At 56.7% G+C, this 23,774-nt stretch carries 24 protein-coding genes; 11 read left to right on the forward strand and 13 right to left on the reverse strand.

The window, feature by feature from the left end; genetic code table 11:
• Position 1: 1 nt before the first annotated feature.
• Both QMP16_RS02290 and QMP16_RS02295 read left to right on the forward strand, forming a co-directional pair.
• Entirely contained in the window at positions 2-1,213 is a 1,212-nt protein-coding gene (locus tag QMP16_RS02290) for an ABC transporter permease (RefSeq protein ID WP_108858770.1), read from the forward strand.
• 161 nt (positions 1,214-1,374) lie between these two features.
• Positions 1,375-2,595, forward strand: coding sequence for an aminopeptidase P family protein (locus QMP16_RS02295; protein ID WP_282151071.1), 1,221 nt, complete (start codon positions 1,375-1,377; stop codon positions 2,593-2,595).
• A gap of 21 nt (positions 2,596-2,616) precedes the next feature.
• Here QMP16_RS02295 and speB read toward each other — a convergent pair whose 3' ends face one another.
• Positions 2,617-3,591: an agmatinase gene (gene speB, locus QMP16_RS02300; protein ID WP_282151072.1), complete on the reverse strand. Its 975-nt coding sequence runs from the start codon at positions 3,589-3,591 to the stop codon at positions 2,617-2,619.
• A gap of 150 nt (positions 3,592-3,741) precedes the next feature.
• On the opposite strand from speB, the gene QMP16_RS02305 reads away from it, so the two are divergent.
• The 3 genes from QMP16_RS02305 to QMP16_RS02315 all read left to right on the forward strand — a co-directional run bounded on the left by QMP16_RS02305 (position 3,742) and on the right by QMP16_RS02315 (position 6,134).
• Positions 3,742-4,584, forward strand: a complete 843-nt coding sequence (locus QMP16_RS02305) for a glycosyltransferase family 25 protein (protein WP_282151073.1) — start codon at positions 3,742-3,744, stop codon at positions 4,582-4,584.
• A gap of 126 nt (positions 4,585-4,710) precedes the next feature.
• The gene (locus tag QMP16_RS02310) at positions 4,711-5,079 is read left to right on the forward strand and encodes a group I truncated hemoglobin (protein ID WP_282151074.1); all 369 of its coding nucleotides are present in this window, start codon (positions 4,711-4,713) and stop codon (positions 5,077-5,079) included.
• A complete protein-coding gene (locus tag QMP16_RS02315) occupies positions 5,076-6,134 on the forward strand; it encodes an adenylate/guanylate cyclase domain-containing protein (RefSeq protein WP_282151075.1) in 1,059 nt (352 codons plus the stop codon). The genes QMP16_RS02310 and QMP16_RS02315 overlap by 4 nt, the downstream gene beginning before the upstream one ends.
• Positions 6,135-6,142: 8 nt before the next feature.
• Here QMP16_RS02315 and QMP16_RS02320 read toward each other — a convergent pair whose 3' ends face one another.
• The 9 genes from QMP16_RS02320 to guaA all read right to left on the reverse strand — a co-directional run bounded on the left by QMP16_RS02320 (position 6,143) and on the right by guaA (position 15,415).
• Positions 6,143-6,757, reverse strand: coding sequence for a TetR/AcrR family transcriptional regulator (locus QMP16_RS02320; protein ID WP_058271885.1), 615 nt, complete (start codon positions 6,755-6,757; stop codon positions 6,143-6,145).
• A gap of 103 nt (positions 6,758-6,860) precedes the next feature.
• Positions 6,861-7,730 (reverse strand): polyphosphate kinase 2, encoded by an 870-nt coding sequence (gene ppk2 / locus QMP16_RS02325; RefSeq protein WP_282151076.1) that lies wholly within the window; start codon positions 7,728-7,730, stop codon positions 6,861-6,863.
• A gap of 49 nt (positions 7,731-7,779) precedes the next feature.
• Entirely contained in the window at positions 7,780-8,733 is a 954-nt protein-coding gene (locus QMP16_RS02330; RefSeq protein ID WP_282151077.1) for an alpha/beta fold hydrolase, read from the reverse strand.
• Positions 8,723-9,640 (reverse strand): homoserine O-acetyltransferase MetA, encoded by a 918-nt coding sequence (metA, locus tag QMP16_RS02335; protein ID WP_058271457.1) that lies wholly within the window; start codon positions 9,638-9,640, stop codon positions 8,723-8,725. Before metA ends, QMP16_RS02330 begins: the two co-directional genes overlap by 11 nt.
• A gap of 39 nt (positions 9,641-9,679) precedes the next feature.
• Complete coding sequence (locus QMP16_RS02340; RefSeq protein ID WP_282151078.1) at positions 9,680-10,552, reverse strand: ATPase; 873 nt, start codon at positions 10,550-10,552, stop codon at positions 9,680-9,682.
• Positions 10,553-10,601: 49 nt separating this feature from the next.
• A complete protein-coding gene (locus QMP16_RS02345; RefSeq protein WP_282151571.1) occupies positions 10,602-11,498 on the reverse strand; it encodes a DMT family transporter in 897 nt (298 codons plus the stop codon).
• Positions 11,499-11,602: 104 nt separating this feature from the next.
• Positions 11,603-12,730, reverse strand: coding sequence for an OmpP1/FadL family transporter (locus QMP16_RS02350; RefSeq protein ID WP_282151079.1), 1,128 nt, complete (start codon positions 12,728-12,730; stop codon positions 11,603-11,605).
• 121 nt (positions 12,731-12,851) lie between these two features.
• Positions 12,852-13,757 carry a DMT family transporter gene (locus tag QMP16_RS02355; protein WP_282151080.1) on the reverse strand — a complete coding sequence of 302 codons (906 nt, stop codon included), beginning with the start codon at positions 13,755-13,757 and terminating at the stop codon, positions 12,852-12,854.
• Positions 13,758-13,855: 98 nt separating this feature from the next.
• Positions 13,856-15,415: a glutamine-hydrolyzing GMP synthase gene (guaA, locus tag QMP16_RS02360; RefSeq protein WP_282151081.1), complete on the reverse strand. Its 1,560-nt coding sequence runs from the start codon at positions 15,413-15,415 to the stop codon at positions 13,856-13,858.
• A 40-nt stretch (positions 15,416-15,455) separates the two neighbouring features.
• On the opposite strand from guaA, the gene QMP16_RS02365 reads away from it, so the two are divergent.
• Together QMP16_RS02365 and QMP16_RS02370 are read left to right on the forward strand one after the other, a co-directional pair.
• A complete protein-coding gene (locus tag QMP16_RS02365) occupies positions 15,456-15,947 on the forward strand; it encodes a GNAT family N-acetyltransferase (protein ID WP_282151082.1) in 492 nt (163 codons plus the stop codon).
• 133 nt (positions 15,948-16,080) lie between these two features.
• Positions 16,081-17,625 carry a trimethylamine methyltransferase family protein gene (locus QMP16_RS02370; RefSeq protein WP_058271464.1) on the forward strand — a complete coding sequence of 515 codons (1,545 nt, stop codon included), beginning with the start codon at positions 16,081-16,083 and terminating at the stop codon, positions 17,623-17,625.
• On the opposite strand, the gene QMP16_RS02375 is transcribed toward QMP16_RS02370, so the two are convergent.
• Positions 17,626-17,925, reverse strand: a complete 300-nt coding sequence (locus QMP16_RS02375) for a DUF6477 family protein (protein ID WP_282151083.1) — start codon at positions 17,923-17,925, stop codon at positions 17,626-17,628. It lies immediately after the preceding gene.
• Between the two features lie 240 nt (positions 17,926-18,165).
• On the opposite strand from QMP16_RS02375, the gene QMP16_RS02380 reads away from it, so the two are divergent.
• Entirely contained in the window at positions 18,166-19,275 is a 1,110-nt protein-coding gene (locus tag QMP16_RS02380) for a DUF6456 domain-containing protein (protein WP_282151084.1), read from the forward strand.
• A 52-nt stretch (positions 19,276-19,327) separates the two neighbouring features.
• Complete coding sequence (locus QMP16_RS02385; RefSeq protein WP_282151085.1) at positions 19,328-20,251, forward strand: hydrogen peroxide-inducible genes activator; 924 nt, start codon at positions 19,328-19,330, stop codon at positions 20,249-20,251.
• 47 nt (positions 20,252-20,298) lie between these two features.
• On the opposite strand, the gene QMP16_RS02390 is transcribed toward QMP16_RS02385, so the two are convergent.
• Positions 20,299-20,847 carry a peroxiredoxin gene (locus tag QMP16_RS02390; protein WP_109311623.1) on the reverse strand — a complete coding sequence of 183 codons (549 nt, stop codon included), beginning with the start codon at positions 20,845-20,847 and terminating at the stop codon, positions 20,299-20,301.
• A gap of 263 nt (positions 20,848-21,110) precedes the next feature.
• On the opposite strand from QMP16_RS02390, the gene lipA reads away from it, so the two are divergent.
• Together lipA and QMP16_RS02400 are read left to right on the forward strand one after the other, a co-directional pair.
• The gene (gene lipA, locus QMP16_RS02395) at positions 21,111-22,061 is read left to right on the forward strand and encodes a lipoyl synthase (RefSeq protein WP_282151086.1); all 951 of its coding nucleotides are present in this window, start codon (positions 21,111-21,113) and stop codon (positions 22,059-22,061) included.
• A complete protein-coding gene (locus tag QMP16_RS02400) occupies positions 22,058-23,212 on the forward strand; it encodes an amidohydrolase (RefSeq protein WP_282151087.1) in 1,155 nt (384 codons plus the stop codon). The genes lipA and QMP16_RS02400 overlap by 4 nt, the downstream gene beginning before the upstream one ends.
• Positions 23,213-23,229: 17 nt before the next feature.
• Here QMP16_RS02400 and hpt read toward each other — a convergent pair whose 3' ends face one another.
• Positions 23,230-23,772: a hypoxanthine phosphoribosyltransferase gene (gene hpt, locus QMP16_RS02405; RefSeq protein ID WP_058271886.1), complete on the reverse strand. Its 543-nt coding sequence runs from the start codon at positions 23,770-23,772 to the stop codon at positions 23,230-23,232.
• Positions 23,773-23,774: the final 2 nt, after the last annotated feature.

A 23,774-nucleotide genomic window follows, 5' to 3' on the forward strand; every position in this document is an offset into this window, starting at 1 on the left:
TATGGCTGCACTTACACCAATATCCCGCAAACCGTTGTCCGTGGTTCTGCCGGCTGTCGCAATCGCCGGAGGATTTCTGGGCATGTTCGTCGGAGCCGGGCAGGACAACGTTCTGCTGGGCATTCTGATCGGCGCTGCTTTGATGGCAGGGCTGGCATGGCTGTATATCAACGTGCTGGACAACGAACGCGTTGCGCGCTGGATTACGATACTGGGTCTTGCTGCAATTGGATTTTTCTTCGCAGGCATTACGGGCTTGATCGTCGGGCTGCTGGCGGGGTGGTTCTTTGCCTTCTTCATCTTCTGGCTCTACGAGGGGCGCTATCGGCAAAAATTGCTGCCTTACATGACGGCTGGTCAGGTGTTGTGGCATTTTACTTTCCGGGTGATCTGCGGGGCAATCTTCGTGTTCCTGATCACGCCGATCCTTGTGGTACTGCCGCTGTCTTTCAATGCGCAGGACTTTTTCACCTTTACGCCCGAAATGCTGCGTCTGGACCCTGAAGGGTATTCGCTGAAGCACTACCGCGACTTTTTCACCAACAATGAATGGCAGCGTAGCTTCAAGAACTCGCTGATCATCGCACCAATTGCGACCATCATTTCGGTATCGCTGGGCACTCTGGCGGCGATAGGCCTCAGCCAGTCGCATGTTCCGGGGCGTCGGGCCATCATGGGCATTCTGATCTCGCCAATGATCGTTCCGCTGATCATCTCGGCCACGGGTATGTTCTTTTTCTACAGCGACATCGGCCGTTTTTTGGAAGGTACGCTGGGCATGAACAAGAACTTCGTCGGCTATGTGAAAGTCGTGCTGGCCCACGCGGTTCTGGGGATTCCCTTCGTCATCATCACGGTGACCGCAACGCTGGTCGGGTTTGACCAATCCCTGACGCGGGCTGCTGCGAATATGGGTGCAGGTCCGGTGCGGACGTTCTTCAAGATCCAGATGCCGCTGATTTTGCCGGGTGTAATCTCGGGCGGATTGTTTGCCTTCATCACTTCGTTTGACGAAGTTGTGGTGGTTCTCTTTGTCGGATCAGCCAGCCAGAAAACACTGCCATGGCAGATGTTCACCGGCCTGCGCGAACAAATCAGCCCGACCATTCTGGCCGTTGCGACCATCCTTGTCGTGATCTCGATCGCGCTGCTGACCACGGTCGAACTGCTGCGGCGGCGGTCTGAACGCCTGCGGGGTCTCACCCCGGCTTGACGCGACTCAAAAGCTGATTTAGCGATTTCACCATGTACCCCGGTCACGATGGCGTCGTGACGCAACGCGGGGTGCATGGCTCTCGGATCCCGAGGCCGCTCGTCCTGAACGCCGGGACTTGTGGCCGGGCGATGCCAGTCCGGCGTTGAGGAGAGTCAAAGATGAAAGATCTGAACAACCGCCCCGAGTTTTTCACCTGCCACAACGGTGACAAAGCGCCGTTGCCATTCAGCCGGGCTGAATACGACCGCCGCCTTGCCAGCCTGCGCGCGACCATGGCGGCACGGGACATTCCCGCAGTTCTGCTGACGTCGATGCAGAACATCGCTTACTACTCGGGCTTCCTGTACTGCTCGTTTGGTCGCCCCTATGGCTGTGTTGTAACGCAGGATGCCTGTACCACGGTTTCGGCCAATATCGACGCCGGGCAGCCCTGGCGCCGGTCGGTCGAAGAGAACGTGATCTACACCGATTGGAAGCGGAACAATTACTGGCGCGCTGTAGCCAGCCTGATCGGCTCCGCCCGCCGGGTCGGTATCGAGGGTGACCACATGACACTGGCAATGCGCGACTCTGCGCTGGACATGTTGGGTGGGCCGGAACTGGTCGATATCGCGCCTGATACGATGGCTGCACGGATGGTGAAATCAGCCGAAGAGATTGAATTGATCAAAGGCGGCGCGCGTACTGCGGATGTTGGTGGCGCGGCTATCCACGCCGCGATCCGTGAAGGCGCGACTGAGATCGAGATCGCCATGGCCGGACGTGACGCGATGGAGGCTGAGATTGCCCGCGCCTATCCGGATGCCGAATACCGCGACACATGGGTTTGGTTTCAGTCAGGCCTGAACACGGATGGTGCACATAACCCGGTCACCAAGCGCGCGTTGGAAAAGGGCGATATCCTATCCCTGAACACTTTCCCGATGATTTCAGGTTATTACACAGCGCTGGAGCGCACTCTGTTCCTAGGCGAACCGGACGCCGATAGCCTGCGCATCTGGAAAGCCAACGTTGCCGCGCATGAGCTGGGTCTGAGCCTGATTAAACCCGGCGCGACCTGCTCGGGGATCTGCGAAGAGATCAACCGCTTTTTCGCTGACGAAGGCCTGCTGCAGTACCGGTCCTTCGGGTACGGCCACTCTTTCGGTATCCTCAGCCACTATTACGGGCGCGAGGCGGGGCTGGAGCTGCGCGAGGATATCGATACGGTTTTGGAACCGGGCATGGTCGTTTCAATTGAGCCGATGCTGTGGATTCCAGAAGGTCAGAAGGGTGCAGGCGGATACCGGGAACACGACATTCTGGTGGTCGAGGAAACCGGTGCCGAAAACATTACCGGCTTCCCCTATGGCCCTGAACACAACACGATCAGTGCATAATTGATCTGGCAGGAAGGGCGATCAGCCCTTCTTGCCACGTTCGTGAAAGATGAACCCGATGAAGTTCAGCAGAACCTGAGCCGCCAATATCTGCGTGCTTTCGGTCGGGTCGTAATTCGGAGCCACTTCGACAAGGTCGATCCCGACTACGTCTCCGCGTTTCGCAAGCCCCTGAATTATCTCCAAGACATCATAGTACTGGAACCCGCCGTGGCTGGGCGTGCCAGTGCCAGAGGCGATGGACGGGCAGAATGCGTCGATATCAATCGTGACATAATACCGGGCGCCTTCCGGGATGCGCGCCAACACGCCATCCGTACCGAGCTTGCGCACCTGCCGAACAGACAGAATGTCCGACCCGCGGGCGCGGGCGTCCTCATATCCTTCTTTGGCGGTTGACGACACGTTCCGGATGCCCAATTGCGTCATGCCCGAAACATACGATTTTTCAATTGCACGCCGCATGGGGTTGCCGTGCCCGGCGGTCACGCCATGCCGTTCGTCCACAAAATCCAGATGCGCATCAATCTGCACGACGTGGATAGGCCCGTTTTTCTCGCAATCGTTTTCGAAAGCGTTGATGCACGGGATGTTGACTGAGTGATCGCCGCCGATGGTGACGGGCAGGGCGCCTGCGTTCAGCATCTTTTCAACACCGAACTGGATGTTGGCGTGGCTTTCTTCGGTCTTGGTGTGGATGATATCCGCGTCGCCGATATCGACCATCCGGACCGAGCCATCCAAGTAAGTGGCATCATCCTCGTGGTCATATGCGCCGGCATGGCCGAAGCTGAACAGAGTTGACGCTTCGCGCACCGCACGCGGTCCAAACCGAGCGCCGGATCGCCACTGAGTTCCGAAATCAAAAGGCGCGCCCATGACGGCGACGTCAGCATCGATTTGATCCCAATCCTCGACGTACGGAGCTTTGCCAAAGGTCGATATGCCCACAAACGGCAGGTTCAGGCGACCGCCGGAATATCCATGAGACGTCATTGCAAGAATCCTGTTTATTGTTTTCCCAGAGCAGCTTAATCGGGACTTCTAAATCAGGATAGGCGAAACCGGATACATATTGCTCAAGCGCGGACTTGATTGTCCGCCTTGCCAGTGTGTATCTGGCGTAACTGCTTGAAAGGAAACACCGTGGGACGTCACGAACTGCCACCAGAGACGGGTGCCTTTTTTATCAATCTGGATCGGGTCCCAGTGCGCCGTGACTTCATGGAAGCGCAGTTCAATCATGCAGGCTTGGTGGGTGCCACCCGGTTTGGCGCGACGGATGCCCAGAAACCCGGAGTTGTGGACGCCAGCGGCTATGTTGCCGGATCGGGCAGTCGCTGGGGATTGACGCAAAGCGAAATCGCCTGTTTCGAAAGCCATCGCGCGGTTTGGCAGGCGGTCGTGGATCAAAACCTGCAAGCGGTGGCCATTTTTGAAGATGACGTCGAAATGTCCATTCAGGCAGGATCTGTGATTTCAGCACTGATGGCGGACCCAGATGCCTTTGACATGGTGAAGCTGGACTATTCCCCCAAATCTCTTCGTTTTGGGCCAGAGACGCGTATCGCAGGCGTCACCGTCCGGCCCATGCTGGAAATGGCCCCGAGTGCGGCCGCCTATGTGCTTTCTCAGCGGGCCTGCCAGAAACTGCTGAATTGGTCCGAAAAGTATTCGGATCACCTGGATGATTTCGTCTCCATCCCACGGTCGGATTGGCGGATGTATCAGTGCTTTCCGGCTGTTGGGGTGCAGATGATCTGGTCGAAACAGCAAGATCACACGGTCGAAGAGGTGAAGGTCAGCGAACGATCCCTAGACCAGGAAACCAACAGCGGGCTGGATAAGGGGCCGCTTTGGTTCCGCCTTCGGCGGGAATTGGTCGCGGCGCGGCGCAAGCTGTATTGGCGCGTGGGGGGCCAGACGCGATTGCTGGAACAGGGGGGATACGTCGGGTTCATCCCCTGCGCCGACGATCTGAGCGTGTGAATTCAAGTCTCACCACGCCACCAAAATGGTCGTCCCGCGGTGCATCCGCGTCATTTGCGTTAACAAAACTGTCAATATGATATAACCTCGTGACGTTAGTGGTGAATAACGTTTGGGTTATGTGTCGTGGGGCAGACAATTTACGAAAGATACGGTGGCTTCAAAACGATCTCTCGGATCGTGATGACCTTTTACGAAATGGCGTTGGAGTCCGATCAGATCGGCGGTCATTTCGAAGAAATAGACATGCCTCGTTTGATTGATCATCAGACCAAGTTTGTTTCGTCCCTGGTTGGTGGACCTGCATCCTTTAGCGATGACAGGATCGAGGCGGTCCATCGTCACCTGAACATCTCTCACGCCGATTTTGACGAGATGGCCGCGCTTTTCAGCGAGGCCCTGTCGCTGCATGGAATGGAAGACGCACATATTAAAATTGCCCTTGATGCCATCGAGTCAAAACGGGCCATCATCGTGGCTCGCGACGCCGCATGAGTATTCTGGCCATAAATGAACAGCTGCTCCGCGCGATCGGTGTTGGCGTCGCTGTTGTGCGGGCTTCGGATTTGGGTTTCGTGTTTCACAACGGTCCGTTTACCGAATGGTTTGGGGCACCGGCTGAAGGTCAGACCCTGTTGGATTATTTTCCCGACCTTGATCCAAAAGAGCTCGAAGACGTCAAGCAATCCGGCCTGCGCTATTCGGCCGAGCTGCAGGTCAAACCCAAGCGCCGGACGCTGATATTCGCAGTCGCGGTGTCCTTGGCCAACGGCCTTTCCGAACAGGTGCTGGTGGTCGAATTTCAGAACATTACCCGCATTCGCGAGCTTGAGAGCATGATCGACAGTTATTCGACCATGGTCGAACGTAACACGCGCGAATTGGAACGTGAGAAAGAGCGGGTCGAACGGTTGCTGTTGAACCTCATGCCCCGCGCTGTGTACGAAGAGTTCAAGACCTTTGGTGTCGTTACGCCGCAGCTCTACGATCAGGTCTCGGTCGTGATGCTGGATTTTGTGGGCTTTACGGATTTTGCGGCAAAGACCGACCCGACTGTGACACTCAGCGAGTTGAACGACGTTTTCACGGCCTTCGACAGAATCGTCGAACAATATGGGTGCGAACGGATCAAAACTATCGGCGACGCTTATCTGGCGGTCTCGGGTATGCCGGATGCAACACCGGATCATGCGACGGCCGTGGCCCATTGCGCGGTCCGGTTCTTGCGATACCTCGAGCGGCGCAACGAAAGCCATCCGCATAAATGGCAGGCCCGGATCGGTCTGGGAATGGGGCCGGCTGTCGGCTCGGTCGTGGGTATTCAGAAATACGTCTACGACGTGTTTGGTCCGGCCGTGAACATTGCTTCACGCCTGCAAGTCTTTGCAAAACCAATGAATATTGTCGCCCCGGAAGAGATGAAGTACGCGTTGATTGACGAGTTCCAGGTCTCGGATATTGGACCGGTGGATATCAAGGGCATGGGGCAGATGGATCTGATTAACGTCACCTCGGGCCTTAGTGTTCCGGCACCAAGGCCCAGGTTCTAGCTCGAACCTCAATCGTCCTGCGGAACCAGACCTAAACCCCGCAAATATATTCCAATGCCACTTTCCAACAGATCCTCTGGCGGGAATGGAGAGCTGGCACCTGTGTTTCGGGCATAAAGCTCAACAACGCCATGGCTCATGGCCCAGATATGAGCACTGAACATTGACGCGGGCGGGCGTTTTTCGGGGGGGATATGCTGAGAAAGGTCTGCAGCCGCTTTCTCCAGGACGCTCTTGGCCCGGTTCGCGGCCAGCGCCAATTCAGGCGTTCGGTTAACGGAAATCCCGCTTTCGAACATGGCGATGTAGTGACCAGGGTGCTTGCGGGCAAAAGCCAGATAAGCCCGACCGGTTGCCTCAAACGCAGCAAGGGCCGAGGGTTGGCCCGTGTCGTAGGCGTACTGCATCAAGTCGGCAAACATCTCGAAACCCTGCCGGGCGGCCTCGGCAATCAGGTCCTCGCGTCCCTGAAAGTGCCTGTATACAGCTGCAGGCGTTACACCCGCGGTCTTTGCGGCCTCGGAAAGGGTAAAGCCTGTCGGACCTTTTTCTTCGATCAGCGAAAGAGCGGCCTCGATCAGGGCTTGCTTGAGATTGCCGTGGTGATACCCGCGTTTCGCCATGCCTGTGTCACGAGCCTTTTTGTTTAAGTTCCGGGGAACCAAGACATAATCCACGCCTGCCGGTTCGTCCAACCCTTGGCAGCAATGGAGCGCGAAAATGTCATCACGCGTCCAACACCTCGGGTCCGCCGCAAATCAGTGGATCAATCTTGCCAATAGCCTTCTTGTCTTTTTCATCATAGTCCAACGCGTGCAAAACAGTTCGTATTGCCGCGATGCGGGCGCGTTTTTTGTCGTCTGAGCGAATGATGGTCCAAGGGCAAAGGTCTGAGTGACTGCGGGTCAGAGTTTCCGAGATCGATTGCGTGTACTCGTCCCATTTACCAAGCCCCGCAATGTCGATTGGGCTGAGTTTCCATTGCTTTAGCGGATCTGTCTCACGTGCCAGAAAGCGGTTCAGTTGTTCCGCGCGCCCGACGTTAAGCCAGAATTTGAACAGTTTGATCCCGTCATTCACCAGTCCGGTTTCAAGCGGCAGAACTTGCCTGAAAAAACGTTCGCGTTCCTCAGTTTCGCAAAAGCCAAAGACATTTTCGACCACGCCTCGATTGTACCAGCTTCGGTCAAAGAACACGATTTCGCCCGCCGCAGGTAGGTGTTGAACGTAACGTTGGAAATACCATTGGCTGCGTTCGGTATCAGAGGGTTTACTGAGCGCCACGTTGCGGGCACCGCGCGGATTTAGGTTTTCGCGAAAGCGTTTGATCGTACCACCTTTTCCGGCGGCATCGCGGCCTTCGAAAATAATAGCGACGCGGTTGCCCGTTGCCCTGACCCAGGATTGCATTTTGACCAGCTCGATCTGCAGCACATCCATTTCTTTCTCGTAATCCTTACGCTTCATTCTTTCTTTGTAAGGGTAGGTCGGGTTCAGGATGTCGTCTTTCTTTGCGTTTTCAATGGCTGATCGCACCTCTTTCGGGGCGTCCTTGCGGAAATACTTTTCAATGGAACCTTTGTCCGAACGGGCCATTAGCTACCTCGCCATAAAATCCATATCCTACTATGGATTAGCTGGCAGTTTAACGCAAACCCGCTCGCTCGGCGGCGCGGTCGATCGCTGATGCGACCTCGGGGGCAGCCACAACCTGCGGCATGTGACCAATACCCGGAAGCTCGATCAGTTCCGCGTCAGGGATTTGGTCGACCAGTTGTTCTGCATGCCAAGCAAATTTGACAGTGGTGTCCGCCGTTCCGTGAACGACTTCCGTCGGTACGGAAATTTCCCCATAGCGGGGTTGCAGGGCGCGGACCTCGTTCAACAGGTTGGCCCGCTGCTTGGCATTTGCATGCATCGAGGCACGCCGCATTGTCAGGCCGGGGCCGAAGTGCTGTGAATATCCTTCGGGTGCTGTCTGCGGGGCAAAGACCTTGTCCAACGCCTGTTCCACATACCATTCGGGAACGAACGCGGTGATCAAGGGCAGGGCCAGCGTATTGCCCGCCTCAGTCGACGCCAGCTTGTTGAAACCGTCCAGCGGCGTCTCCCACGGGATTGCAGCCGGTGCGATCAAAACAAGGGCAGAAATGTTGTCGGGCCGGGTGACCGCCCAAGCAAGCGATACGGACCCGCCATAGCTTTGCCCTGCAACAATGGGTTTTTCCGCGCCCAGCTTGGCAGCGGCCTTTTGCAAGATTAACGCTTGCTCATCAATGGTTTCGCCGTTCGGATTGAAGCTGTCACTATAGCCCAGACCGGGTCGGTCGAACACGATCACACGGAAGTTCTCGGCCAAGATCGGTGCAAGCGCAAAGGTCATGTCACGGGTGTTACCGCTGGACCCGTGGATCAGAACCACATCGGGGCCTTCGCCCATGACCACCGCATGGACGGCGATACCGTCGACCATCACCATTTCACCCTCAGGAGGGAAACGAGCCTCAGCCGCAGCTTCGTTCTGTGCTGCACGCCAGACGGTCAGCAGGATCAGGCCCGATAGGACAAGGCCAAGGAATATCAGGACTTTAATGACCAACGTCTTCCATGTTGAACGGTGTGGACTGGTAAATCTCGTTAATCCAGTTGCCGTACAGCAGGTGCGCATGGCTGCGCCATCTGTTTTGCGGCGGTTGTGATGGATCGTCGTCTGGATAGTAGTTCATCGGCACGTTGATGGGGGTCCCGTTCGAGACATCGCGATCATATTCCTGCTTCAACGTATCACTGTCATATTCGAAATGGTTGAAGATATAGATTGCACGATGCGAGGGGTCCTCGACCAGACAGGGGCCGACCTCATCGCTTCCCAACAATGTCGTCAGGCCGGGCGCGCTGTTGATCTCAGATTGGTTCATTGTGGTCCAGCGGCTGACAGGGATCACGCAATCATCGGAAAACCCACGCAAAAACGGGGAAGAAGGGGCCAGATTCTGGTGCCGATAGCAACCAAACGCCTTGGCATCGAGCGCCTGTTTGTCGATGCCGTGGAAATGGTTGATCATCGCCATCCCACCCCAGCAGACGCCAAAGGTGGAATGGACGTTTGTCTGTGTCCATTCGAATACTTCGGTCATCTCGTCCCAATAGGTGACGTCATCGAACTCCAGATGCTCGATCGGCGCGCCCGTGATGATCAGGCCGTCGAATTTCTGATCCTTTACCTCTTGGAACGGTTGATAGAACTCGGCCATGTGATCCGCGGCGGTGTTCCTGGTGCGATGTTCGGTCATGCGGATCAGCGACAGGTCGATCTGCAGAGGCGTGGCACCAATCAGACGCGCGAACTGGTTTTCGGTCTGAATCTTCTTGGGCATCAGATTCAGCAATCCGATCCGCAAGGGGCGGATGTCCTGACGCATTGCCTGATCCGCGGCCATGACCATGACGCCCTCTTTGGTGAGAACGTCGTAAGCGGGCAGGTCGGAAGGGATCTTGATCGGCATCAGGTGCAAGCCTTTGGAGTTACTGTGTAGAGGCGGTAATTAAGCCGGGTTTGTCCGGGTCTCAAGGGTGCGTTCGATCAACTCATCGAAATCACCCGCATCGCGGACCTTGTGCATGTCATCAGCGGTGACTGTGACACCCCAATTGTCGGCCATGGCCTGATAGCGCGGTTGGCGGTGGGCCAATGCGCGTGCATAAGTCCAGCGGATAAAGGCGTCCGGGTCGACATTCTCGGGCGCGTAACCATGTTCGGTGAGGTATTCGTCCCAGACCCGGGTCAGAAACTCTGCCTGATAGGACATCGGCTTGGGGGCCTTATCGAAACGGCGGATCAGTTCTGCGGTGTGATCTTCATCGCCCTTGATCCAGATCATCAGAGTTTGACGGGACAGCTCGGACAAGACATGATCAGCCGGGTCTTCGGGATCGACCCATTCGCAAATTGATCCACCGGTATCGCAGATGAAGTTCGGGTATTGATACAAACGCTTGGCACGGTCGATGAAATACTCGGTGTCCAGCAGGGCGTGGATCTCAGCCAGGCGGAACTGCTCCTGCCGGCGACGATACTCCGTCAGTTCCAAGCCACCCAGTTCCGGGTTACCCGGTTTGCCCAGATAGGTCGCAACCGGTGTCAGGTTTTCGAATGAGATATTCGAGCCGATATAGATCGAATCCGACAGCAACAGGTCGCGCAGGAAGGGCACCTTCATCGCCTCGGCCTTGGCATTGTCGATGATGTATTCGCCCATGTACCGGGTGCCGATGCGGTAATCGATCGAGTAGTGGAACCAGTCCCCGGAATCACGCAGCACGTTCGACACATAGGTCTTGCCCAGCCCAGACATGCCGAAGAACAGCACTTTTTTCCGGGCCGCTTCGCGCCAGTCCTTTGCCGAGCTGTAGATCATTATCCGCTGTCCCTTTTTCTGACCTAGCTAAAACGGGCAGGGGGCGGCGTCAATCACGTGAGCGGGACCAGTTGAGAATCAATAATCCTATTGCCAGCACGGCAAAGCCCAAAAAGGCCTGCGGCGGTAAGGTTTCGTCGCGCACCAATGTGCCTAAAACGATGGCGACTGGCGGTATGACAAGCGTTACCAACATCAGGTTTCCGGCCCCGGCCATGGCCAGAACACGGTAGTACAGCAAGTACGCTCCGGCTGTTGCGATCAGGGCGTAATAGGCAATGGCCGCCCACGTGATCGCCGGCAGGTTCAAAACGGGAAGGCCGTCGACCGCGAGGGAAACTGGCAAAATCAGAATGGTTGAGCCGGTCAGCATGCCAGCAGCGGCAACTATGGGAGACAAGCCTGACAACTTGATTCTGGCCCACGCTCCGGCCAACGCGTAAGAAACTGTTCCGGCGATGATTGCCAGTTGGGCAACGCTTTGAAGGTTGAAAGTTGCGAAATTCTTAAGGCCGATTGCAATTGCAACACCCAGAAAACCCAGACCGACACCCACTCCGCGCGCCAGGGTCAATCGCTCGTCCTTGAAGAACATTGCGGCGATCAGAACGCCGAAAACAGCGGTTGCGGCATTCAGGATCGAGGTCAGGCCAGTCTCGATGTAAAGCTGCCCCCAAGCCATAAGCGAGAAAGGGATGGCATTGTTCAACAACCCCATCATCAGGAATGCGCCCCAGATACGCGGACTGGTGGGAACGCTCAGCTTTTTGACCCAGACAACGATCCACAGCGCCAGCATCGCCCAGAAAACGCGGTGCAGAACCGAGGTCATGACGGGGATCGTGTCTAATGCGACGCGGATCGCGATAAAGGATGCGCCCCAGATCACGCCCAGAAGTAAAAGTTCGGCCCAAGCCCTTGGAGAAAGGTGTTTTTGAGGTTCCATAGCCCGTTCTTGCATTCCCCGCGGCGGTGTTCGACCCGGAACTTGCGCAAAGAAAAACCCCGCCGAAAGTGGCGGGGTTTTTGTAGTTGGTTCTGTAGGCGGGATCAGTTCAGCGTGTAAGTGAGCTGCAGACCGACGCTCCATGCCGAGTTGCCCGAGAATTCGCCACCTGTGGTGGTGGTCGCATCGCCGATATCGGTATAGCGGATGCCGCCAGAAATCTGCGCCTGCTCGAAAGTGTATGTACCACCTACGCCAAGGCTCCAGAAACCGTCGGTGGGGCCGAGGTTCGAAACAGTGGAACCCGAGGACGTTTCATAGCCCGCAGAGATCGCGCCAGAAAACTCTTCGGTGAACTTGTAGCCAAGACCCAGTGTGTAGGTGAAGGTGTCGTCCGCGTAATCAACCAGGTTCTGTTGCGCAGCGGCAGTATAAACCGGCGGTGCCAGAACTGTCTGCGGCCAGTCAACCCAGCGGATCGAGCCGAACAGCAGCGTTTTAGGTGCCACACCGGTCTGGAAGTCCAGATTTACCGATTGAGGCGTCACAACTTCGGTTTCGGTCTGTGCGGTCACAAGCGGTGCGGGGACGGGCGGTGGTCTTCGGTTGATGGACTCCGTCGAGTCGAAATCGTGCGTGATTTTAGAGTTGTAGGTCAGTGCGACACGTGCCGCGATTTCGGGACGTTCCCATGCGACGCCTACGACGTAACCGAAGTCAACCTCAGAGCCGGATTCAAATTCGTAACCGGCAACAACCGGGACAGCAACCGTTGCCTTGGCTCGCTGTGCGCGAATACCGCCGATTGCGCTGAAGCCGCCATCGAACTTGTAACGCACCAGGGCAGTAATCGCATCAACATCCGCTTTAGCGCGCAAAACGTCGGTGCGACCACCAAAAGCGGCCAAGGGGTTCTGCGACAAAGGATAGTTCGACGGGTACTCGACATCGGCACCGTACGGTTCATCATAGATGAGAGCAAAGTCCAACTGATCGGTAAACGAATGCTTGTATGCCAGGTGTGGTGTCCAGAAGCTTTTGGCGATGTTTCCGGAATCAACACCGTTCTGCTCACCGCTCACGTCGGGGTTTGCGTAACCCAAACGGAACTGAACAACAGAACCTTCCTCAAACAGAATGTTGACGCCCTGGCCGCTGCGATCAAGACCGCCTGCGTAAGCACCGGTTGCGCCAACGCATACCGCACACGCCTGTAGAAGCGCTTTTTTCATTAGTTCCTCCCTCTAGGTCTCCTGGAGGTCAGCGCCTGTTGATATGTGGTGCGGACTGACCTGCATTGTGGTGCTCGTTATTTTCTTGAGCTTTACCTTATCGTCAACTGGTGACCGTGCGTTACTTGTGTTGAGTGTCGCGTAGAGGTGTTGCCAAACTGTTACGATTCTCGGCGTGAACGTTCAGGAAAATACCTACGAAAATTACCGCAGCGCCTAATAGGGTCCAGTGATCCAGCGGTTCGTGATACAGAACCATACCTATGACCGCGATTGTGGGCAGGCGTGCAAAGTCAAACGGCACCACAACGGTTGCCGGGGCAATCGCCAGCGCATTTGTGATGCAGTAATGCGCCAGCAGCCCGGCCAGTCCCACCAACAACAAAAACGGAGCTGTGCTTGCCGAGGGCAGGGTGATTTGTCCGTCGATACCCGATGCGATCAGCCCCAGCACGGCTTGCATTACTGTCAGCCAGAACATGATGCATCCGATGCTGGCAAAGCGAGTGAGGGACTTTGTTGATATCGTTGTTAAGGCGAAGAAAACAGCGGACATAGCAGCGGTCATCACACCTGCACTGAGAGGCACGGAGCCCGGCCGGGCGACCAGTAGAATTCCGGCAAATCCGATCAGCGCCGATAGCATGCGCACGGTCGTCAGGCGCTCTTTCAATAGAAGTGGAGACAGCAGTATGACCCATATGGGCTGCGTAAACTCCAGCGCAAAAACCTGCGCCAACGGAATGACGCTGACCGCATAGAACCAAAGGTTTTGCCCGGTGAAATGCAGCACATTCCGGATGCCGTGCAAGCCGATCCGTTCGGTCGAAACCTGGTGCCACTTTCGCGTCAGAGTCAGGATCAGGGCGACCACGCAGATGCCGACGAGGCTGCGGTACAACATGATCTCGAACGTGTCGTGGGTCACGCTCAGTTCGCGGCCCGCGATTGCCATGGACGAGAAAGAGGCAATCGCCCCGGTCATCCAGAGCGCTGCCTTGCCGATCTGTGGTCTGGCCGTTTCCATCCGGGCGCCTGTAGATTTTGGTTATACCAATTTGATTGCTATCGATTTTTTCCCGGCGTGAAAAACAAAAAAAGCCGGGACAGAGCCCGGCTTTCGCATTATTCCCACTCAATGGTTCCGGGTGGTTTTGAGGTGATGTCATAGGTGCATCTGTTGATGCCTTTGACCTCGTTGATGATCCGTGTGGCCGTTTCGCCAAGGAACTCGTGGCTGAACGGATAGTAGTCGGCAGTCATGCCATCCACCGATGTCACCGCGCGCAGGGCACAAGCGTAGTCGTAGGTGCGACCGTCGCCCATGACGCCCACCGTGCGCACAGGCAGGATGGCCACAAAGGCTTGCCAGATGTCATCGTAAAGGCCGTGCTTGCGAATCTGGTCGATATAGACCGCATCCGCTTCGCGCAGGATATCCAGCTTTTCGCGGGTGATCTCACCGGGGCAGCGAATCGCCAGACCGGGACCGGGGAAGGGGTGGCGGCCGATGAAGCTCTGGGGCAGGCCCAACTCGCGACCCAGCGCGCGGACTTCGTCCTTGAACAGCTCGCGCAGCGGCTCGACTAGCTTCAGGCCCATCTTTTCGGGCAGGCCGCCTACATTGTGGTGCGATTTGATCGTGACCGAGGGGCCGCCCGAGAAGGACACCGATTCAATCACGTCGGGATACAGGGTGCCCTGCGCCAGGAATTCAGCGCCGTCGATTGTGTCGGCGTGTTTCTGGAACACGTCGATGAACAGCTTGCCGATGATCTTGCGCTTGGTCTCGGGGTCGCTTTGACCTTCGAGTTCACCAAGGAAAAGATCGCTTTCGTTCGCGTGGATCAGCTGGATGTTGTAATTGTCGCGGAACATGCCGACGACTTCCTCGGCCTCATTCTTGCGCAGCAAGCCATGGTCCACGAATACACAGGTCAGCTGATCACCGATTGCCTCGTGGATCAGGATCGCCGCGACTGAGCTGTCGACGCCACCGGACAGGCCGCAGATGACCTTTTTGTCGCCGACCTGCTCGCGGATCTTTTCGATCATCTGTTCGCGGTAGGCACCCATGGTCCAATCGCCCTTGAACCCGGCCAGCTTGACGAAATTCTCATACAGTTTTGCACCTTTGGGTGTGTGGTGCACTTCGGGGTGGAACTGAACCGCATAGAAATGACGGTCGCTGTCCGCTGTAATCGCATAAGGCGCGTTGGGTGAGGTGCCGTAAACGGTGAAGCCGGGCGCGATTTCACTGACATGGTCGCCGTGACTCATCCAGACCTGTTCGTCACCGTCCCTAAACCAGCCTTCCAAAATATCCAGTTTTGCCTGCGGGGTAACAAACGCACGCCCGAACTCGGCCGTGCCGTGTCCGCTTTCAACCTTACCGCCCAGCTGGTGCATCATCACCTGTTGGCCGTAGCAGATACCAAGGATTGGAACGCCGTAATCAAAGATCTCTTGCGGTACACGGGGCGAACCCTCACGCGTTACGCTGTCAGGACCGCCCGAGAATATCACGGCCTTCGGGGCCATTTCCCGCACAAAGTCCATCGTGACTTTTTGATAGGGGTGGATTTCGCAATAGACATTCAGCTCGCGCAGGCGGCGCGCAATAAGCTGCGTAACCTGGCTGCCGAAGTCGATGATCAGAAGGCGGTCATGGGTGTCTTGGGTCATGGTTGGCTATTAGGTCGCAAGGCTTGCATGTGCAAGCGCTATGACGTCATTTGTGCAATTGAGCCTCAGGATAATACAGAAAGAGCGCGAGATGCCCGAGATCATACTACGCCGCGCAAGTGCTGCTGATACCGAAGCCGTCACAAGGTGCATTGCGGCAGCTTATGCGGATGCATTGCGCGATATTCCTGATCTGCCCGATGTCACAGACGGCGTTGGCGACGATATCGCCGCGCATCAGGCCTGGGTTGCCACGAGGGATGAAGACATCGTCGGGTTTATTGTTTTTGACCGGGTCGATTCTGCGATGATGATCTTTAACCTCGCCGTATCGCCAAAGGCACAAGGGGCAGGGTTGGCGAGGCGGTTGATCAAAATAGCTGAACAAGAAGCCAAGGGAACGGCCACCGCTAAGCTCAGGTTGCGAACGCATAAATTAATGCAAGCGACAGTCTCCATGTACCTATACATGGGGTGGCACGAGAAAGAGTTGAGCGGCATGACTATCCTGATGGAGAAGGAACTTTCCTGATCAGAGCAAGTGCCTGACGGTTTTGGTTCCTGCGGATGTCGCTTTTCCCCCTATAGCGCCGTAAATTAGATGCTTTGCCCCAAATGCTTGCTGTAACAAACTGATCAAATCAATCAATAGACGGGATCTTCTCATGGCAGAGGCAAACACCCGGCGTCGGGCAAGAGGTGGCGGTGGCGCCGCCCGCCGGGCCGAACGTACCGCGGTTCGCATTGAAACGGCGAAATACATCGAACGGAATATTCCGAACTTCGAGGTTCTCAACGAAGAAGCGTTGGAAATCATCGAAACCAATGCGGAAACCATTCTGGCCGAAGTTGGCGTGAACTTTGTCGACAACCCAGCCGCGTTGCAGCGCTGGAAAGATGTTGGCGCCGATGTCGATGGTGAACGCGTCCGCATTCCGCGTGGTTTGGCACGTCAGCTGATCAAAACCGCGCCCAGCGAATTCACGCAGCATGCCCGTAACCCCGAGAAATCGGTTGTCATCGGTGGCCGCAATCTGGTTCTGGCCCCGGTGTACGGCCCGCCCTTTGTGCGGGACGCGCAAGGTGGTCGTCGCTATGCGAACATGGAAGATTTCAACAAGTTCGTGAAACTGGCCTATATGTCCAAGTGGCTGCACCATTCGGGCGGGACCGTGTGTGAGCCGACAGATATTCCGGTGAACAAGCGTCACCTGGACATGCTGATGGCGCACATGACCTTGTCGGACAAGCCGTTCATGGGCTCGGTCACCGATCCAAGCCGCGCGCAGGATTCGGTTGAGATGTGCGAGATTCTGTTCGGCAAGGAGTTCGTTCAGGAAAACACAGTGATGACCTCGCTGACCAACATCAACTCGCCGATGACCTTCGACGACGTGATGATGGGCGCGCTGGAAGTTTATGCGAAGAACAATCAGGCCTGCATCATCTCGCCCTTTATCGTGGGTGGTGCGATGGCGCCGGTTTCGATTGCAGGGACACTGACGCAGGTTCTGGCCGAAGTTCTGGCTGGCGTGGCCTATAGTCAGATCATCCGTCCGGGCGCGCCTGCGATTTTTGGTGCCTTCGTGTCATCGATCGATATGAACTCTGGCGCGCCGACATTTGGTACGCCCGAGGCATCGATGGTCACATACGGCGCGGGCCAGTTGGCGCGACGTCTGAACCTACCGTTCCGCTCGGCCGGGTCGTTCTGCGGTTCGAAGCTGCCCGATGCACAGGCGGCCTATGAGACCGCGAACTCGCTGAACATGGGGCTGATGGCTGGTGTGAACTTCATGCTGCACTCATGCGGCTGGCTTGAAGGCGGTCTTGTTGCAGACTTCGAAAAGTTCGTCATGGATGCCGACCAGTTGGGCGTTCTGCACGGTCTGGCCAAGGGCGTGGCCTATGATGAAAACGCGCAGGCGATGGATGCGATCCGCGAAGTTGGCCCGGGCGGTCACTATCTGGGCTGTGCCCACACGCAGGCGAATTTTAAAGAAGCGTTCTGGAAGTCCGAGGTCCTGGATTACAAACCCTTTGAGACCTGGGAAGACGAAGGCGGGCGCGACACACGCCAATTGGCCACGTCGCGGGTCGAGCATCTGCTGGCCAACTACCAGCAACCGCAACTCGACCCCGCCGTCAACGAAGCATTGAACGCATACGTGGCGGAAAAGAAAGCATCCATGCCGGATGCCTTCACCTGATCATTGATATTGCGCGGCGCGACTGGCTTTGAACAGTTGCGCCTCGCCCAACAGCGCGATCAGCAGGTCCAGATGGCGGACCAGCGAATAGGCTGCGTCTTCGGCCAGTCTTTGGGCGTTAACCTCTCGTTCCAATTCCAACAAACGAACCAGCGCAGCCCCTGTGCCGGGCAGTGATCCGTATCCCAGAACACGCTGAAGATGCCGGTCCCGATCATACTCCTGCGCCCCAATTTTTGCGGCCCGAGCCAACAGGCGTGGGCGGCGGAGCGTTGTAATCATGGTCATCAGGTCCTGCATTTCGGTGATCCCTTGGTTGAACAGAAGATAGCCATTTGTCACACAACCTAAGCGAGTGTTGCCTTGTGCGGGTTCCCTCCGAACTCTGACTTCATGAGTGTTTATGATTTTGAATCAAATCTGGTTGTTGTCTCTCCGGGTTAACGAACGAGTAACGAAAGCGGCTCTAGTTAGGATTGGTTAACACATTCACCGGGGGCGATTGAGAACCGATTGTTTTGTCGACGAGGGCAAGTGACTATGCAAGAAAACATGGCTTTCACCATTCCGGCGTGGGTGCCTGAAGGGGCGCAGAGATACCTGGCGCATACCGAAACCGGTCAATCGATCCGCGACATCGCGCGATCCGTGGGGTGCCATGCGTCAACCATACTCAGACAAATCCGACGTATTGAATTGCGCCGGGACGATCCGTTGGTGGATGCTGCGCTGCAAGCGCTGGCAGAGGTCCATTTCACGGATCAACAAGGGCGCGCTGGGTCCCTGAACGAGCCTTTGGGGATTCAGGCCAACGATGCAACAAGCAAGGACGATGAGTTTAACCGCGAAGCTCTTCGAATACTGCGTCGCCTTTGCGAAACCGGCGCGGTTCTGGCTGTGGCGGAAGAGATGGACAAGGCTGTGGTCGTTCGGGATACCGGCGACAGCGGGACCGCAAGAACTGCGGTCGTCGATTGCACGATTGCGCAAGCGCTGGCTCTGAATGATTGGATATCCTGCGATAATCCCGGACGTATTTCCCGGTATCGCATCTCTTCCTCTGGGCGGTCGGCCTTAAGCCAACTGATCGCCGAGGCCGAGAACAAAGCCCGCGCCAGAAACGAGTTCGGCATGGCCGAGGCGCAATCGCCGTTTCAGGCGCATGGCGAACAAAGACAGGACAGGTCGTCGCACGGCGCCAGACGTATTCGGTACAGTGCTGCCGAAAGTCCGCTGATCGCGTTGGCGCGCAGGCGGGACAAGGACGGAAAGCCCTTTCTCGACGAAACTCTGGTCGGCGCTGGCGAACGGCTGCGCGAAGACTTTGAACTGTCGCAGATCGGTCCGCAGGTTGCCCAAAACTGGGATCACTTTCTAACGGCCGGGGGGCGGGGAAGTTTCGCAAATGGAACGTATGCAGGGCAGGGGTCCTCAGACGCGCGCGCTCGGGTTGAATGTGCCCTGTCGGATCTGGGGCCGGGGCTAAGCGACGTGGCACTGCGGTGCTGCTGTTATCTTGAGGGGCTGGAATTGGCTGAAAAACGCATGGGCTGGTCGGCGCGTTCCGGAAAGATCGTGTTGCGCATCGCCCTGCAGCGCCTCAAGCGCCATTACGAAGATCAGGCAGAGAAAACTCGCCTGATTGGATAGGAATCCCATAATTCGCAGTTGAGTTTTCAGGGGGTAGTGATAGGAATTGCCTATGAATTTTACCCTCAGACAGCTTCAGTATTTCAATGCGGTGGCAGATCAGCGCAATTTTGGCCGTGCGGCGCAGGTCTGCCATGTTTCGCAGCCCGCGCTGTCGGTTCAAATCAAAGCGTTAGAAGAGACCTTGGGCGGGTCGTTGTTCGAACGTCAGGCGCGCGACATACTGCTGACGCCGTTGGGGCGCGACGTGCTGGACTATGCGCGTCAGATCTTAGGCGCAGCGGATCGGCTGGATCAGTTCGCAAAGGATCATTCCGTTGGGCACCGGTCTTTGGCGATTGGAATCATCCCGACGATTGCTCCTTATCTTTTGCCCGGTGTTTTAGCCGGACTGCGCACAGCCGACGTCTCCTTGCGGGTGCAGATCCGCGAGGCTCGGACCGAACGCTTGCTGGCCATGCTGCGGGCCGGGGAAATCGATGCCGGTGTGATGGCCTTGCCAGCCGGCGGAAACGAATTGTTCGAATTGCCGCTTTTCGAGGATCGCTTTCTGCTTGCCGGAAGCGCGGGGCGGCTTGGGACAGTACACTCGGACCCGGATGCCTTGCGCCCGGTGGATCTGCAGACCGCGCAGCTGATGTTACTGGATGACGGGCATTGCCTGACGGATCAGGCGCTTGAGGTCTGTGGTCAGGACAGAAGCAGCGGTTTGATCAATATGGGGGCGTCCTCACTGGCGACTCTGTCGCGACTGGTTGCCGAAGGGTTTGGCCTGACACTCATGCCTGAACTCGCGGCGCGCTCGGAAACCGAAGCTGTTCCGGGGCTCAAGCTCATGCGGTTCGGGGCACCGCAGCCTGCGCGGACGGTGGGTTTGGTCCGGCGCCTTTCGACAGGACATGAAGACTGGTTCGACAGTCTGGCGGAAGTCATCCAGCGTGTTGGCGAAGATATCGTAACCGCGACCCGTCACTAAGAAAGGCCCGCCAGAGGCGAGCCTTTGATACGTCAGCCTGACAATTCTTATGCCAGTGCCGGTTCTTTGGCTTCTTCCAGGTGCTTCATCAGGGTTTCCGGGGACGAAACGCCATAGGGGTCTTCGGGGCAGTTATCCATCAGGCCGGGCTCTTCGAACCAAGCTTCGACTACACCATCGGTTACGATGGCAGCGTAGCGCCACGAACGCATGCCAAAGCCCAGGTTTTCCTTGTCGACCAGCATGCCCATTTTGCGGGTAAATTCGCCCGAACCGTCAGGGATGACTTTGACGTTTTTCAGGCCCTGATCCTGTGCCCATTTGTTCATGACAAAGCTGTCATTCACGGACATGCAGTAGATTTCATCGATGCCCTTGGCAGTGAAATCGGCATACCCGTTTTCGAAACCGGGCAGTTGGAAGGTCGAGCATGTGGGTGTGAACGCACCGGGTAGGGAAAACAGGATGACGCGCTTGCCTGCGAAGTAATCCGCGGTTGTTTTGTCTTCCCAACGGAACGGGTTGGATCCTTCGATTGCTTCGTCGCGGACACGGGTGTGGAAGGTAACGGAAGGCAGTTTTGCGCCGGTTTTCATCTACGGGCTCCTGTGATTCACATTAGAATTAATGGTGACTTAAAACAGTTCTAAACCGCCTTCAACGCTAGAAATGCTGCAATTGCGATATATCTTTAAGTGGCGGTAAAAGAGAGTTAATCTGCCTAGAGTGTTTGAAGTGCCGGGCCGTTTTCTGCGAGTGCGAACTTACCGTGCATGGCGGGTATGCCCGGGTGGCATAGTCTGCGCGGGCGTATTATGTTAGGGCAAAGCAAATTGACCCAAAGTCAGGAAAGCCAGCCGTGCGTGATCTGAAGATCCCAGAACAACGTCATCCCGAAAAAGCGCATCGTCCAGACAATGCGCAGCCTAAGAAGCCCAAGTGGATACGCGTCAAGGCCCCCGGCGGAAAGGGTTATGCCGAGACGCACAAGATCATGCGTGAAAATAATCTGGTCACTGTCTGTGAAGAGGCCGGATGCCCAAATGTTGGCGAATGCTGGAGCCAGGGCCACGCCACCATGATGATCATGGGCGAGATCTGCACGCGCGGCTGTACCTTCTGTAACATTGCGACAGGACGTCCGGACTCCTTGGATGCGTTTGAACCGGGGCGCGTGGCGCATGCGGTTGAAAAGCTGGGTTTGAACCACGTCGTGATCACATCTGTTGACCGCGATGATCTGAAGGACGGCGGTGCCGATCATTTCGCGCAGACGATACGCGCGGTGCGGCACCGGTCGCCGAAGACGACCATTGAAATCCTGACACCTGATTTCCTGAAATGTGACTCTTCCGTTCTTGAAACTGTCGTTGAGGCCAAGCCGGACGTGTTCAACCACAATCTGGAAACCGTACCTGGCCTGTACCTCGAAGTGCGTCCTGGTGCGCGCTATTTCCACTCGTTGCGGCTGTTGCAGCGCGTCAAAGAGCTGGACCCGTCTATTTTCACCAAATCGGGAATCATGGTCGGATTGGGTGAGAATGAGCAAGAAGTTCGGCAGGTTATGGATGACATGCGCGCCGCCGATATCGACTTTCTAACCATCGGTCAGTATCTGCAGCCCACGCCCAAACACCATGGTGTGGATCGATTCGTGACGCCGGAAGAATTCGCATCCTATGAAAAGGCAGCTTATGGCAAAGGGTTCCTGATGGTGTCCGCGACGCCTCTGACCCGGTCGTCTTATCACGCGGGGGATGACTTTGCCCGGTTGCGTGATGCTCGCCAGAAAAAGCTGGAACAGGGGTGACACCCGAAGCGCACGCGCGGCTGACACGCCTGCGCCACGACCTGCATCAATATCCCGAACTTTCCGGGCAGGAGCGCGAAACCGCTGCCCGCATGATAGAGCTGTTGCAGGGAATCGGTGCGGACCGTGTGCTTACCGGACTGGGGGGGCATGGCGTTGCCGCGGTTTTTGACAGTGGGCAGGCCGGGCCAACCATTGGTATCCGGTGCGAGTTGGACGGGCTGCCGATTCAAGAACTTGGCACGCACCAATATGTGTCGAAGGTTCCGGGCAAAGGGCATCTGTGTGGCCATGATGGGCACATGGCGATGGTGCTTGGCGTTGCCGAAGACTTGGCGCGCCACCGCCCCCAAAAGGGTCGGGTGGTATTGATCTTTCAACCGGCTGAGGAAACCGGGCAGGGCGCTATCGCCTTTCGCGCGGACCCTCAATTCGCGCAAATCGCGCCGGGCTATGTGTTCTCTTTGCACAACCTGCCGGGGTTGGAACTTGGTGCAGTTGAGTTGTGTCAGGGTTCGGCCAATTGCGCCTCGCGCGGGATGAAAATTATCCTGACCGGCAAGACATCCCATGCGGCTGCACCTCAGGATGGGATTTCCCCGGCTGAGGCGATGTCCGAACTGATTTCGAAGCTGGCAGGCTTGGGCGCGGGCGGCGCGTTGGATGCCGATTTTGCGCTGACAACTGTGACGCATGCCCGTTTGGGAGAGCCGACTTTCGGCGTCGCTCCGGGACAGGCCGAGATCTGGGTGACCTTGCGCACCGTTTCAGACACTCGGATGCAAACGCTGATGACCGAGGCCGAACAGCTGGCGTGCCGCGCTGCATCCGCCGACAGTCTGGGGGTTGAGATCACCTATGACGATGTCTTCGAGGCCTGTGTCAATCACAGCGACGCGGTGAACATCATCGCAACGGCCTGCGCCGAGCGTGGAGTACCGTGCCATTCAACCGAGACACCGCAAAAATTCTCGGAAGATTTCGGGCAATTTGGCAAAGGCGCAAAGGCGGCGATGTTTTGGCTGGGCGCGGGGCAGGGTCACCCGCAATTGCATAACCCTGACTATGATTTCCCGGACGCGTTGATACCTGTTGGAACCGGGGTTTTCCTGTCGGCTATCCGGCAGGTTTTAGGCGACGCCCAAGCCTGAACGGGGGGTAATCCGGTTTAGTCTTCGACAAATCGAACTTTGCCAATGAATGGCAAGTTGCGATTGCGCTGCGCGTAGTCGATCCCGTAACCCACAACAAATTCGTCCGGAATTTCAAAGCCGATCCAATCGGAACGGAAATCGACCTCGCGCCGGCTGGGTTTGTCCAGCAAGGCAATGGACTTAAGTCGGCTTGGTTTGCGGCTGCGCAACAGTTTTGTGACGTGGTTCAGCGTGTGGCCGGTGTCGACGATATCTTCGACGGCCAAAACATCGCGCCCTTCAATCGCGCCACGTAAGTCCTTGAGAATGCGTACTTCCCGGCTGCTTTCCATCGCGTCTCCATACGAGGATACTTCGAGGAAATCGACCTCGATCGGCAGGTCCAGTTCGCGCACCAGATCCGCGATGAAGACGAAGCTGCCGCGCAGCAGACCGACCACGATCAGCTTGTCGGTATCTCCGAATTCTGCCGTGATTTCGCGGCATAATTCCTCGATTCGGGCTGCAATCGCCTTGGCCGAGATCATCGTATCTATCACATATGCGCGGTCGCTCATCG

The sequence above is a fragment of the Ruegeria atlantica genome (assembly GCF_947495585.1).
Classification (GTDB): Bacteria; Pseudomonadota; Alphaproteobacteria; order Rhodobacterales; family Rhodobacteraceae; genus Ruegeria; species Ruegeria atlantica_G.